This window comes from Pantoea sp. X-Soil-YNGN-844 (assembly GCF_059730595.1).
On record NZ_AP036007.1, the window covers coordinates 3,382,232 to 3,395,193 of the forward strand.

13 protein-coding genes are annotated in these 12,962 nt (G+C 55.5%); 1 reads left to right on the plus strand and 12 read right to left on the minus strand.

Annotated elements, in window-relative coordinates:
* Positions 1 to 163: 163 nt before the first annotated feature.
* The 12 genes from deoD to AC6I8C_RS15710 all read right to left on the minus strand — a co-directional run bounded on the left by deoD (position 164) and on the right by AC6I8C_RS15710 (position 11,944).
* Positions 164 to 877 (minus strand): purine-nucleoside phosphorylase, encoded by a 714-nt coding sequence (gene deoD / locus AC6I8C_RS15655; protein ID WP_497822996.1) that lies wholly within the window; start codon positions 875 to 877, stop codon positions 164 to 166.
* Positions 878 to 903: 26 nt separating this feature from the next.
* Complete coding sequence (deoB, locus tag AC6I8C_RS15660) at positions 904 to 2,127, minus strand: phosphopentomutase (protein ID WP_497822997.1); 1,224 nt, start codon at positions 2,125 to 2,127, stop codon at positions 904 to 906.
* Between the two features lie 95 nt (positions 2,128 to 2,222).
* Positions 2,223 to 3,551, minus strand: a complete 1,329-nt coding sequence (gene deoA, locus AC6I8C_RS15665) for a thymidine phosphorylase (protein WP_497822998.1) — start codon at positions 3,549 to 3,551, stop codon at positions 2,223 to 2,225.
* A 62-nt stretch (positions 3,552 to 3,613) separates the two neighbouring features.
* Positions 3,614 to 4,393 (minus strand): deoxyribose-phosphate aldolase, encoded by a 780-nt coding sequence (deoC, locus tag AC6I8C_RS15670; protein WP_497822999.1) that lies wholly within the window; start codon positions 4,391 to 4,393, stop codon positions 3,614 to 3,616.
* A 233-nt stretch (positions 4,394 to 4,626) separates the two neighbouring features.
* Complete coding sequence (locus tag AC6I8C_RS15675) at positions 4,627 to 5,424, minus strand: TatD family hydrolase (RefSeq protein WP_497823000.1); 798 nt, start codon at positions 5,422 to 5,424, stop codon at positions 4,627 to 4,629.
* The gene (locus AC6I8C_RS15680) at positions 5,421 to 6,473 is read right to left on the minus strand and encodes a patatin-like phospholipase family protein (RefSeq protein ID WP_033733866.1); all 1,053 of its coding nucleotides are present in this window, start codon (positions 6,471 to 6,473) and stop codon (positions 5,421 to 5,423) included. The genes AC6I8C_RS15675 and AC6I8C_RS15680 overlap by 4 nt, the downstream gene beginning before the upstream one ends.
* Before the next feature lie 221 nt (positions 6,474 to 6,694).
* Positions 6,695 to 6,856 carry a DUF1328 domain-containing protein gene (locus AC6I8C_RS15685; RefSeq protein WP_003848537.1) on the minus strand — a complete coding sequence of 54 codons (162 nt, stop codon included), beginning with the start codon at positions 6,854 to 6,856 and terminating at the stop codon, positions 6,695 to 6,697.
* 96 nt (positions 6,857 to 6,952) lie between these two features.
* On the minus strand, positions 6,953 to 7,567 hold the full coding sequence (gene osmY, locus AC6I8C_RS15690; protein WP_135907699.1) for a molecular chaperone OsmY: 615 nt from the start codon (positions 7,565 to 7,567) through the stop codon (positions 6,953 to 6,955).
* A gap of 257 nt (positions 7,568 to 7,824) precedes the next feature.
* Positions 7,825 to 9,411, minus strand: coding sequence for a peptide chain release factor 3 (gene prfC, locus AC6I8C_RS15695; protein WP_497823357.1), 1,587 nt, complete (start codon positions 9,409 to 9,411; stop codon positions 7,825 to 7,827).
* A 293-nt stretch (positions 9,412 to 9,704) separates the two neighbouring features.
* On the minus strand, positions 9,705 to 10,808 hold the full coding sequence (locus tag AC6I8C_RS15700; protein WP_497823001.1) for a M20 peptidase aminoacylase family protein: 1,104 nt from the start codon (positions 10,806 to 10,808) through the stop codon (positions 9,705 to 9,707).
* Between the two features lie 4 nt (positions 10,809 to 10,812).
* Positions 10,813 to 11,286 carry a YjiG family protein gene (locus AC6I8C_RS15705; protein WP_033733868.1) on the minus strand — a complete coding sequence of 158 codons (474 nt, stop codon included), beginning with the start codon at positions 11,284 to 11,286 and terminating at the stop codon, positions 10,813 to 10,815.
* Positions 11,276 to 11,944, minus strand: a complete 669-nt coding sequence (locus AC6I8C_RS15710; protein ID WP_013359020.1) for a nucleoside recognition domain-containing protein — start codon at positions 11,942 to 11,944, stop codon at positions 11,276 to 11,278. Before AC6I8C_RS15710 ends, AC6I8C_RS15705 begins: the two co-directional genes overlap by 11 nt.
* Positions 11,945 to 12,435: 491 nt before the next feature.
* Here AC6I8C_RS15710 and ftnA point away from each other — a divergent pair, with 491 nt between their 5' ends.
* On the plus strand, positions 12,436 to 12,942 hold the full coding sequence (gene ftnA / locus AC6I8C_RS15715) for a non-heme ferritin (protein ID WP_033733871.1): 507 nt from the start codon (positions 12,436 to 12,438) through the stop codon (positions 12,940 to 12,942).
* Positions 12,943 to 12,962 lie beyond the last annotated feature (20 nt).

Consider the following 12,962-nt stretch of genomic DNA (forward strand, 5'->3'; position numbering starts at 1 on the left):
GATCGCCGGCGTGCCAGCGCGAAGATGCACAAGCCTCGGCAAAAGTGTGTCATTTGATGTGAATGTTACCGGGAAAGCGGGGCGGGATACTCAGATCCTCCGGTTACGGAGGATCTGAGCAGGCGATCGGGCAGCGGGCGGGAATCATCACCCGCCGCACGCATTAATCACCCAGCAGGACAGACTCCAGCGCAATCTTGATCATGTCGTTGAAGGTTGTCTGACGCTCAGCAGCAGTGGTCTGCTCGTGCGTACGGATATGGTCTGATACGGTACAGATGGTCAGCGCTTTCGCACCGAACTCTGCAGCCACACCGTAGATACCCGCAGCTTCCATCTCAACGCCGAGGATGCCATATTTTTCCATTACGTCGAACATCTGCGGATCCGGCGTGTAGAAGAGATCGGCAGAAAAGATGTTACCCACGCGCGCTTTAACACCCAGGTTTTTCGCCGCATCAACCGCGTTACGCACCATGTCGAAGTCAGCAATCGCCGCGAAGTCGTGATCTTTGAAACGCATACGGTTCACTTTGGAATCGGTGCAGGCACCCATACCGATCACGATATCACGCAGTTTTACATCAGGGCGTACGGCACCGCAGGAGCCGACACGGATGATCTTTTTAACGCCGAAGTCTGTGATCAGCTCTTTGGTGTAGATGGAGCAGGAAGGAATACCCATTCCGTGACCCATCACAGAGACTTTACGGCCTTTGTAGGTGCCGGTGTAGCCCAGCATGCCGCGCACGTTGTTCACTTCGACCGCGTTTTCCAGGAAGGTCTCTGCGATGTGTTTTGCGCGCAGCGGATCGCCGGGCATCAGCACGACGTCTGCGAAATCGCCCATTTCAGCATTAATATGAGGGGTTGCCATTGTTTAATCCTTATTAAATTGCTGATTTACAGCATGTTCTTGCCATAGTCCATCTCGGACAGGCCAAAATAGTGTGCAATTGTCTGACCAATATCGGCGAAAGTCTCGCGGTATCCCAGTGAACCCGGCTCCACTTTTGGTCCGTAGATCAGAATCGGAATGTGCTCACGCGTATGTTCGGTGCCTTCCCAGGTGGGATCACAGCCGTGGTCAGCAGTCAGGATCAGGATGTCATCTTCGCCAACCAGTTCCATCAGCTCAGGCAGACGACGGTCAAACAGCTCCAGCCCGCCCGCATAACCGGCGACATCACGGCGATGTCCCCAGGTGGAGTCGAAATCAACGAAGTTGGTGAACACAATCGCCTGATCCGGCGCGATCTTCATCTCCTGAATCGTCGCGTCAAACAGCGCATCCAGACCGGTTGCTTTGACCTTTTTGGTAATGCCCTGTTCCGCATAGATATCGGCGATTTTACCCACGGAGATCACGTGACCGCCCTTCTCATCCACCAGCTTTTTCAGCATGGTGGCGGATGGTGGCTCGACCGCCAGATCGTGACGGTTACCGGTACGCTCAAACTGACCCGCTTTGTCACCCACAAACGGACGGGCGATCACGCGGCCAATGTTGTAGCCCCCTTCGGTCAGCTCTTCACGGGCGATTTCGCACAGCGCATAGAGCCGCTCAAGACCAAAGGTCTCTTCGTGACAGGCGATTTGGAATACGGAGTCCGCAGAGGTATAGAAAATCGGCTTGCCGGTTTTCATATGCTCTTCGCCCAGCTGGTCGAGGATCACCGTACCTGAAGAGTGGCAGTTACCGAGATAGCCCGGCAGGTCGGCGCGCGCTACCAGCTTGTCCAGCAGTTCCTGCGGGAAGCTGTTCTCTTTGTCGCTGAAGTAGCCCCAGTCAAACAGCACCGGCACACCGGCGATCTCCCAGTGGCCTGACGGCGTATCTTTACCTGACGAAAGCTCACTGGCGTAAGCGTACGCGCCGGTGATTTTTGCCTCAGGATCCAGACCCGCCGGGAAGCGGCCGGTCGACAACTCGGCGGCTTTACCCAGCCCCAGCGCGGTGAGATTAGGCAGATGCAATGGGCCTTTACGTCCCTTGTCTGCTTCACCGTTAAAACAGGCTTCGGCGATATGACCCAGGGTATCTGAACCTGCGTCGCCGAATTTATCGGCATCTTTACTGGAGCCAATTCCAAAGGAATCGAGAACCATAATAAAAGCACGTTTCATGCAAGTCTCCTGCGCATTGGCGCGTGACAAGTCAAAAAAAAGCGATCAGATCAGTATACCCGAATGCATCGCGGCTGGCACCGGTTACTGGTCAGTTAGCTGAGATCGCTCACACGGCGATAGACAACCGGCGTCTCAGCCGGGACGGAATCCCCGAGCACCAGCGCAGCTTTAACCGCTGCGGCGGCCTGCTGCCATTTGTCTTCGCTGCTGGCGTGAATGACCGCCAGCGGACGCTGTGCATCGGCACGTTCTCCCAGGGTGATCATTTCGCTGAAGCCGACGCTGTAGTCGATGCTGTCGCTGGCGCGCTGACGTCCGCCGCCCATCGCCACCACCGCCAGACCCAGCGCACGGGTATCCATGCTGCTGACGATGCCTGGCTGGTCGGCATAGACCGGTTTGCTCAGCATTGGCGCGGGCAGATAAGCGTCGTAGCGTTCGACGAAATCAGCCGGTCCCTGCTGGGCAGCGACCATGCGGCCAAATACCTCAGCCGCCTTACCGTTATCCAGCACCGTCATCAGCTTCTGACGCGCGTCGGCGTCGCTGGCGGCCAGTTTGCCGGAGATGAGCATTTCGCTGCAGAGCGCCAGCGTCACTTCCAGCAGGCGCGGATTCCGCTGTTCACCGGTCAGGAAGCGCACCGCTTCGCGCACTTCCAGCGCGTTACCGGCTGACGAGGCAAGCACCTGATTCATGTCCGTCAGCAGCGCGGTGGTCTGGCAGCCTGCGCCGTTGGCAACGCCAACAATCGACTGCGCCAGACTTTCTGAGGCTTCATAGGTTGGCATAAATGCGCCGGAACCTACTTTGACATCCATCACCAGCGCATCCAGCCCTTCTGCCAGCTTCTTGGCCAGAATCGAGGCGGTGATCAGCGGAATGGAATCGACGGTAGCGGTGATGTCACGCGTCGCGTAGAAGCGCTTATCCGCCGGGGCCAGCGAGCTGGTCTGGCCGATAATCGCCACACCGACCTGCTTAATGATGTCGCGGAAACGGTCATCACTGGGGAAAATATCGAAGCCCGGAATCGCTTCCAGTTTATCCAGCGTGCCGCCGGTATGACCCAGACCACGACCGGAGATCATCGGTACATATCCACCGCAGGCAGCGACCATCGGCCCTAACATCAGCGACGTCACATCGCCGACACCGCCGGTCGAGTGCTTATCCACCACCGGCCCGTTAAGGTTGAGTGATTTCCAGTTAAGTACCGTACCGGAATCACGCATCGCCATCGTCAGCGCGACCCGCTCTGGCAACGTCATGTCGTGGAAATAAATGGTCATCGCCAGCGCGGCAATCTGACCTTCCGAGACGGTGTTATCGCGCACGCCATTGATGAAGAAGCGAATCTCCTCTTCAGTCAGCGCCTGGCCGTCACGTTTTTTGCGAATAATTTCTTGTGGCAGAAACAAAGTAGCCCCCTGGTTCAGGGAAATCAGGATGGAGAACAGGCGGCCAGCGACCGCCTGAAAGATCAGTAACCCGCTTTGCTGGTGTCGCTGTCATGACCCAGGGTGTTGAGCAGGCTCGCCAGCAGGCTTGATGCACCAAAGCGGAAATGGCGCGCATCGGCCCAGTCGGCACCCAGCGTCTCTTCTGCCATCTGCAGATAGATCGCGGCATCTTCAGCGGTGCGCACGCCGCCCGCAGGTTTAAAGCCAACGTCCTTGCTGACGCCTTTATCACGGATCACATTCATCATGATCTGCGCCACTTGCGGCGTGGCGTTAACCGGCACTTTACCGGTGGAGGTTTTAATGAAGTCGGCACCCGCGTCGATAGCAATCTCAGAAGCCTGACGGATCAGCGCTTCCTCTTTCAGCTCACCGGTTTCGATGATGACTTTCAGCAGCACGTCCGCTTCAGCACAGGCGGTTTTACAGGCTTTCACCAGATCGAAACCAACCTGACTGTTACCGGCGATCAGCGCACGGTACGGGAAGACCACATCCACTTCATCTGCACCGTAGGCGATGGCGGCGCGGGTCTCTGCCAGTGCAATATCGATGTCGTCATTGCCGTGCGGGAAGTTGGTCACCGTGGCGATGCGGATTTCCGGCGTACCCTGCTCGCGCAGCGTTTTACGCGCAATCGGAATAAAGCGCGGATAGATACAGATGGCGGCAGTGTTGCCTGCCGGAGATTTAGCCTGATGACACAGGGCGATCACTTTTGCATCGGTGTCATCATCATTCAGGGTGGTTAAATCCATCAGTTTCAGGGCGCGCAGGGCAAGAGGTTTAATATCGGTCATGAGGCTCTCCAAAGGATTGGGGTGCAACCCACCGGCTTGCCGGCGGAATGTTATAATAATAACACTCAGAAGCGGCCTGATATGTGCCAGTAGTCACATAGGAATAAGAAATTGGTGCAATTGCGTCACACTCACTGTGACTAAAATCGCAGATAACAGCGTTTAATGGACATTATACGCCAGCTGGCTCAATGTTACTATTATCACATTTAAGCGCAGATGAGGCAGATCCGTCAGTTACGCAGCGCCGGGAAAGCGGGATCGAGCCGGAATAGCTGCTGACTGTTGTGCCACAGCGCATCGGCAATCTCTTCGGGTGACTCTTCTCGCAGGCTGCAGAGAACTTCCCACACCTGACGCGCCCGTTCCGGGCGGTTTGGCTGGCCCTGAAAGCCCTGCAGCGGCATATCGGGTGCATCGGTTTCCAGCAGCAGCGAAGAGAGCGGCAGCTGTGCTACGGTCTGACGGGTTTTGCTGGCGCGTTCATAGGTAATGGTCCCGCCAATGCCAATCGCATAACCCAGCTTAATAAAGGCCTGCGCCTGCTGCAGGCTGCCCGCGAAACCGTGCACCACGCCACGGCGCGGCAGATCGAGACGACGCAGAATCTGCGCCAGCTTGTCATGGGTGCGCCGCGAATGCAGGATCACCGGCAGCTGATACTGTTTCGCCAGCTTCAGCTGTGCTTCAAGAAAGCGTTGCTGCTTATCAAACTGCGGATTGTCGCGATAGAGATCCAGCCCGATCTCGCCGATCGCCACCAGCTTACGTGGCCGCTGTTGCAGTAAGGTTTCCAGCTGCTCAAGATGCGCCTCAAGGTGATTTTCAATGACGATAGGGTGCAGGCCCAGCGCCGCGTAAAGCGGCGGGTGTTCAGCAGCCAGTGCGCAGACGCGCTCAAACCGGCTGGCATCAATTGCCGGGATGATAATCTTCTCTACACCCGCTTCCGCGGCGCGCACCAGGCTGGCGGCAACATTCCCTTCGAAAGGCGGAAAGTCGAAATGACAGTGCGTATCGATAAACGTCATGCCAGCGATCCTTTGTCGTAATCCGCATCATTGTCCGCCAGCGGCGGCGTGATAATCAGTCGGGTATCCGGTGCATTGGCGACCGGCGCAGGCGGGGTAACGATGCGCGCTGAGATCATCGGTTCAGCATCGCTCAGCCACTGGCCCAGCGTGGCGAGGAAATAGCGACCACAGCGCCGCCCCAGATGATAATCCTGATTCAGCGCGGCAACCCGGCTGCCCAGGGCACTGCTGGCCAGCACGTGCGGCGGAAAAATTTCGATAATGCGCAAATCGTCGGGAGGATTCTCAATAAACTGCTGAATTTCCCGATAGCTCTGCTCATGCTTGTTCAGCACATTGATCATCGGCTGCAGCGCGCCAGTACTGAGCCAGCGCTCCATCCGTTTAAACCATTTTGGGGTGTAGAACATCTGCGATGGCACCGTGCGGATCACCACAATGGTGTCCGCACCGCGACGTGCGGCCTCGCGCACCGGAATTGCATCGCTGATGCCACCATCGAGATAGCTTATCCCTTCCAGATTGACACCCAGCCGGTAGAAACCGGGAATCGCACTGGAAGCTTTGATCAGATCCAGCCAGTTGTCGGCGGTGGGCGTAAAGTAGCCGGGCGAATAGTCGTCGCTGCGGCAGGCGCACATATAAAACTCGCGGCCGCTGGAGAACAGCTGTTCCGCGCTGCTCATCGCCAGCGGAAATTCACTGCGGGTGATATCGATCAGCCAGTCGAGGTCGATCAGATTGCCTCCGCGCACAAAGCGCAGCGGATCAAAAAAGAGTTTACTGGTGGTATAGCGGGTAATCACGCGACGGGCGTAGCCGGGCTGACCACAGACAAAGGCAGAGAGATTTTGTGCACCGGCAGAGGTGCCAAGCATCAGCTGAAAAGGATTGAATCGGGCGCGCTGAAATTCGTCCAGCACCCCTGCGGTGAAAATGCCGCGCTGACCGCCGCCTTCACAAACCAGGGCAATTTTCTGAGCTTTAAAGGGTGTCAGGGCCAGAGGTTCAATGGCGCCGAGTGTGACAGGAATGCGTATACCCACTGTGCGAACCTCAAAAAAGGGTTCCGGGTATGCTGGAGGAGGGATCCGTTAAAGACAGCAGCATTCCGGAGAACCAGTCATCTATTCCTTTAACCGGCAGGCCAGCTGAACTGGCCTGCCATCGCAGCGATGTGAAGGTGTCCCTCTCTTCACGTCAGTCGCTGCAGATGACTGGTCTCCGCTCTATGCTTTACGTTGCATTACGCTGCAGGACTCATCGGCTAAAGCTTTTTACGGCCGGTAAACAGGCTGATGAGGAACAGGATAATACCAACGACGAAGACAACTTTAGCTGCCCATGCTGCTGTGCCCGCTAAACCGCCAAAACCTAACGCTGCAGCGATCAGTGCGATCACCAGAAAAATAATGCCCCAACGAAACATAAGCCTCTCCTTACCCTATTTAAAATCGAACTGCTTATTTAATCCCCGGATGGGTATCTTTTATTCATGCGGTCACCAGAGTGACCGCACGCAAGCTTAAGATTTAACCGTCAGGTCATTCTTAACGCTTTTCACGCCTTCAATGGCTTTAGCGATGCTTTCTGCACGATCTGACTGTGCCTGAGTAGCAACATGCCCTGAAAGCTGAACAACACCGTCGGTGGTCTCAACTTTTACGTTGCGCGACGGAACAATGTCGTCTGCTAATAGCTTAGCTTTAATTTCGCTGGTCGTAGCGGCATCACCGGCATAACCTTTCACTGAAGATGATTTGCTGTCTCTGACGTGTAGTTTGTCGCTGACGGATTTAACACCTTCGATTTTCTGCACCACCGCCACAGCCTTTTCAGCCTGATCCTGTGAGGTGACGAAACCGCTTAAGGTCACGACGCCGCTATGCGTTTTTACCGAGATATCCGTGCTTTTAATTGCGTCGTCATCCACCAGTGCCGCTTTGGCTTTGGCGGTGATGCCGCTGTCATCCATATAACCATCGACTTTTTTCATAGAACTATCGATTTTCGAACCCGCGCTGTCGGCTGTCTGTGACGCTTTCTGAGAAAGCGATTCATCGGCCAGTGCGCTGCCGCTGATCAGTGCTGAGCCAATCATGGCGGCCATAAGGGTTTTAGCAATCTTAGTCTTGTTCATCGATATCTTCCTTCTATCAGTTAACTCACCCAAAACTGTGGGCGAAACAGAGGCACAGGTGCCGCTGCGTTACAGGACGTAAGGACAAGAGAAGTCTCTTCCGCCGTCCGATAAAATAATCATAGACGGCATTTTGCGATTTGCCTGGCTAACTGGTTGATCACACGTCAAAACAGAAAAAAAACGGGGTTTTTAGGAGGAGTCTGGAGTGGGGAAATCAGGGCCACTCCCTGCTGGAATGGCCCGGAAACAGGCGATTAGTGCTCGCGCGTTTTACGGAAGGTCACGTCGGGATAACGTTCCTGCGTAATATTAAGATTGACCATGGTTGGCGCAATATAAGTCAAATTATTGCCGCCATCGAGTGCCAGGTTAACTTCGTTTTTACGCTGGAAGTCCTCAAACTTTTTCGCGTCGCTGCATTCAACCCAGCGCGCCGTAGAGACGTTAATCGCTTCGTAGATTGCTTCGACGTTATATTCGCTTTTCAGACGTGCCACGACCACATCGAACTGCAGTACCCCGACCGCGCCAACGATAAGATCGTTGTTATGCACCGGACGGAACACCTGCACTGCACCCTCTTCCGACAGCTGAACCAGCCCTTTCAGCAGCTGTTTCTGCTTCAGCGGATCGCGCAGGCGAATACGACGGAACAGCTCTGGCGCAAAGTTCGGAATACCGGTGAACTTCATGTTTTCACCCTGCGTAAAGGTGTCGCCAATCTGTATGGTGCCGTGGTTATGCAGACCGATGATATCGCCAGGATACGCTTCTTCAACGTGTGAACGGTCGCCCGCCATAAAGGTCAGGGCATCGGAGATCACCACATCTTTGCCGGTGCGCACCTGACGCAGCTTCATCCCTTTTTCATACTTACCGGAGACCACACGCATAAAGGCCACGCGGTCACGGTGTTTAGGGTCCATGTTGGCCTGGATCTTAAACACGAAGCCGGTGAACTTCTCTTCTTTCGCTTCAACCGTACGGGTATCGGTCTCACGAGGCATTGGACGCGGCGCCCAGGAAACCAGGCCATCCAGCATGTGGTCAACGCCGAAGTTACCCAGCGCGGTGCCGAAGAAGACCGGCGACAGTTCGCCACTCAGGAAGGCATCCTGCTCGAACTCGTGCGAAGCACCCTGTACCAGCTCCAGCTCTTCACGCAGCTGTGCCGCCAGATCTTCACCGACCGCGGTGTCGAGATCCGGGTTGTTCAGCCCCTTCACGATGCGCACATCCTGAATGGTATGCCCTTTACCGGTCTGGTAGAGATAGGTCTCATCTTTGTAGAGGTGGTAAACCCCTTTGAACAGCTTGCCGCAGCCGATAGGCCAGGTGATCGGTGCACAGGCGATTTTCAGCTCGCTTTCCACCTCATCCAGCAGCTCCATCGGATCGCGGATGTCACGGTCAAGTTTGTTCATAAAGGTCAGGATGGGCGTATCGCGCAGACGGGTCACTTCCATCAGCTTGCGGGTACGATCCTCGACGCCTTTGGCGGCATCGATCACCATCAGACAGCAGTCAACCGCAGTCAGCGTACGGTAGGTATCTTCCGAGAAGTCTTCGTGACCTGGGGTATCCAGCAGGTTCACCAGGCTATCGCGGTAAGGGAACTGCATCACCGAGGTAGTAATGGAAATACCACGCTGTTTCTCCATCTCCATCCAGTCCGACTTGGCGTGCTGGTTAGAGCCACGGCCTTTTACCGTACCGGCGGTCTGGATAGCCTGTCCGAACAACAACACTTTTTCGGTAATGGTGGTTTTACCGGCATCCGGGTGCGAAATGATCGCGAAGGTGCGGCGGCGTGCCACCTCTTCTAAAAAGGGATTAGACATGGAATTCTTCTCAATAGGCAGCGCAACGTACTGGCGCTGCTGATAAATCATGGTGGCCGGCAGAACCTTACCGGCGGGTAAACGGTGCCAAAAACGATGTTTCATCGTTGGCGGGTCAGCGCGAAGTTACATTGGCGTGAAGTCCGGTTACCTGGTCAGCTTTAAGGCGGCATAGCATACAATATTTTGCGCGCGCGGCCTACAGGGAAGGGGGCGGGATTTCGCAGAGGGAGAATCGGAGAACAGCGGATGCGGCAACAGAGTCGGGCGGGTCTGCACCCGCCCCCACTCTGTTATCCCAGTACCTTTCTGACACAGGCTTTAAAAATCTGCACACCAATCTCCAGCGAGCTGAGATCGAAACGCATGTCGGGATGATGCAGTCCTGGCGTCAGGTTGGTGCCCAGCCCCCAGAAGCCCGCCTTCACACCCGGACGCTTCACCGGATAATAGAAAAAGTCCTCGCTGCCCGGCGTGGTTCGGGTCGGCAGTGCGCCCTCTTCGCCCAGCACTTCAACGATGGCCGCGCGGATCACCGCCGTCGCCTCATCATCGATCTCGGCGGCGGGCATCTCTTTCAGCACGCGAACCTCGGCGCTGGCACCCAGTGCCGCCACGCTGTGAGTAATGGCGCGCGTAACCTGCTCTTTCAGCTGCGTCATCGGCCCGTTCTCCTGCGAACGCAAATCCCACACCACGCGGGCTTCATCCGGCACCGAGTTGGTGACACCGGCATCGCACAGGAAACGGGTCGCCTTGACGCTCCAGGTCAGGCCGGGCGAAAGATGGAGGGCGTTGACGGCCTGAACCGCCTGCACGGCGGCATCCAGCGCGTTTACGCCCAGATGCGGTCGCGCCGCATGAGCGGGCTGGCCTTTGATAGTCGCTTCCAGCGTGCTGCAGGCGGAGTAGAGCACCGCAGGCACCGCCTGACCGACCACGCACTCCTCCAGCGGACGCAGATGGAAGCCCAGAATCATCTCCACATCATCCAGTGCGCCACCTTCGATCATCGAGAGCGCACCGGCACCCAGCTCCTCTGCGGGCTGGAACAGAATCTTCAGCCGGCCACGTTTCACCGTGCCCTCCTGCAGCAGCGCCGATGCTGCCGTCAGCACTACCGAAGAGTGTCCATCGTGACCACAGGTGTGACGCGCACAGGGCACGCCATCGATGATGTGCCCCAGCGCATCCATATCCGCACGCAGCGCCAGCACCGGCCCCGGCACCCCGCTGTCGATCTCCGCCACAATGCCGGTGGTGTTATTGATGTTGCGCGTCACCTTCAGACCCGCTTTCTCGAGCTGATCGGCGATGTAGGCCGAGGTTTTCACCTCCTGAAAACCCAGCTCCGGAATTTCATGCAGATAGTGGTAATGCTCTAATACCTTAGACACAGCGTTACTCCTGAATAAACAGACGCATAACAGACATTGCGATCAGCGCGTTGATGATGCTCACCAGCATCAGCAGCGGCCAGTATTTTTTGGGCACATCGGCCACGCCCAGCAGCCGCCCCATATATTGCAGCTGCGATCCCATCAGGAAAATTGCCGGCGCCAGAATGGTGATATCCGCGCCGGTCAGCAGCCCTTTGGTCAGCAGGCTTACCGCGACGCCGGTGCCCGCCGACGAGGAGAGCCATGCGGTGAGCAACACAGTAATCGCCTCACCCGGCAGGCCAAACAGCCCCATCACCGGCGCAAACACATGTCCGAGAAACTGCATAATGCCGAGCAGGTTCAGCACTTCTGCCAGCACATAGGCCATCACCACATTCGGCATCAGGTTGTGAATGGCGATATGAAAGCCTTTACGCGCACCGGTCACAAACACATCGAATGGATTACTGCGGGTCGCAATTTTATTTTCCATCGGCGAAATCCTTCTTATAAACACTGTTTAACACAGCGCGCGTTATCGCCGCACCGACAAATTTCAGCACGAACATTAATAACAGCGGAATAATGATCGGCAGCGTCATTGAGGCGAACAGCGCCGAACCGATGGCGAAGTAATTATTGATTAATCCGGCACCCGAATATTGCCAGGCACTCATCACCACCAGCTCTTTTTTGCCAATCTGTTTCTGGTCAGCCATCTCTTTGGTTAATGCCGCGCCCGCGTCGGTGCTTTGCAGGTCAGTGATTAACGCCAGACCGCAACGACCCGGCAGCCCCATCAGCGGTTTAAGCAGCGGCGTCAGTAAGCGATGTGCCGCGCGAATCGCGCCATAGTGGGTAAAGATTTCCAGCACGCCCAGCGCCAGCATTACCGTCGGCGTCAGCGACAGGGCAAACAGGAAGCCTGCTTTGGCACTGAGTCCGCCTGCGCCGAGAAAGGTATTGCTGGCGGGATCTTTCATGGTGCCGAAGCTGCCGCCCAGCGTGGTGAAGTCAAACGCACCCAGCCATTTAAGGCCCTCGACGTTATAAAACAGCCCTGAGAAAAACAGAATGGCAAAAATTAAAGCGATATAACTGCCTTTGGTCGCCGTCATTTTTACCGGATTAACCACACTCTCTTCTGACATTATTTTCTCCTGATAACATGGCCTGCCGCCCGTTCCCTGCCGTGGCAAGTTTCAATATATGGAACTCAGTTCTAAGCAGGATTTATGCCAGAGCCGCTAAGAGAAATGTTGTTAACGCTTTATTTCCCGACACAGGACGTTTAATCCACGCCATACCTCTTATCGCGCTCTGAAAATTATTTTTCAGACCACAACGTTATATTTCCGGGACGGCATCAGATTGGCGATATTTCGTCTGCTTCAGCAACTTGTTGCACCAGCAGAATAACCATTGTCCGCACTATCATGGTGCTGATTCCCCTGACGTTGTTGCCCGATATTGCGCGATGCAGAATGAGAATTGGTCGCATTCAATTTCCGAAATAATTCTATTTAAATCAATCAGATAAATTGACTTATTTTGCGGAAAAGGCTTCACTTTACTAACATGTATGATGCATAATTCACCGCATCCACCTGTTTATTTAACATCTTCTTAAAAGGACTCGGCCATGCTGACTGCTGAAATGACTGGGCGTTTAAACGACCAGCTGAACCTGGAATTTTTCTCTGCCAATCTTTATCTGCAAATGAGCGCCTGGTGCAGCGACAAAGGCTTTGAGGGTGCCGCTTCCTTCCTGAAGATGCATTCACGTGAAGAGATGCAGCACATGCAGCGTCTGTTTGATTACCTGAGCGATACCGGCGCGATGCCGGTGCTGGGCACCATCGCTGCGCCACCGGTTTCTTTCACCTCGCTGAATGAAATCCTGCAGCAGGCGCTGGAGCATGAGCAGCTGATCACCAGCAAAATCAATGAGCTGGCACACGCCGCTATGACGTCACAGGATTACTCTACCTTCAACTTCCTGCAGTGGTATGTTGCCGAGCAGCACGAAGAAGAGAAGCTGTTCAAAACCGTGCTGGATAAACTGGCGCTGGTCAGCAACAGCGGCAACGGTCTGTTCCTGGTCGATAAAGACCTGGGCCGCATGAGCACCGAGAACCACGCAGAATAATCATTATCGGCCCCGCATCG

Excerpts from the sequence above, each read along its gene's own strand:
- deoD (WP_497822996.1), bottom strand. The coding sequence starts at position 877 with ATGGCAACCCCTCATATTAATGCTGAAATGGGCGATTTCGCAGACGTC.
- deoB (WP_497822997.1), bottom strand. The coding sequence starts at position 2,127 with ATGAAACGTGCTTTTATTATGGTTCTCGATTCCTTTGGAATTGGCTCC.
- deoC (WP_497822999.1), bottom strand. The coding sequence starts at position 4,393 with ATGACCGATATTAAACCTCTTGCCCTGCGCGCCCTGAAACTGATGGAT.
- AC6I8C_RS15675 (WP_497823000.1), bottom strand. The coding sequence starts at position 5,424 with ATGACGTTTATCGATACGCACTGTCATTTCGACTTTCCGCCTTTCGAA.
- AC6I8C_RS15685 (WP_003848537.1), bottom strand. The coding sequence starts at position 6,856 with ATGTTTCGTTGGGGCATTATTTTTCTGGTGATCGCACTGATCGCTGCA.
- osmY (WP_135907699.1), bottom strand. The coding sequence starts at position 7,567 with ATGAACAAGACTAAGATTGCTAAAACCCTTATGGCCGCCATGATTGGC.
- prfC (WP_497823357.1), bottom strand. The coding sequence starts at position 9,411 with ATGTCTAATCCCTTTTTAGAAGAGGTGGCACGCCGCCGCACCTTCGCG.
- AC6I8C_RS15705 (WP_033733868.1), bottom strand. The coding sequence starts at position 11,286 with ATGGAAAATAAAATTGCGACCCGCAGTAATCCATTCGATGTGTTTGTG.
- AC6I8C_RS15710 (WP_013359020.1), bottom strand. The coding sequence starts at position 11,944 with ATGTCAGAAGAGAGTGTGGTTAATCCGGTAAAAATGACGGCGACCAAA.
- ftnA (WP_033733871.1), top strand. The coding sequence starts at position 12,436 with ATGCTGACTGCTGAAATGACTGGGCGTTTAAACGACCAGCTGAACCTG.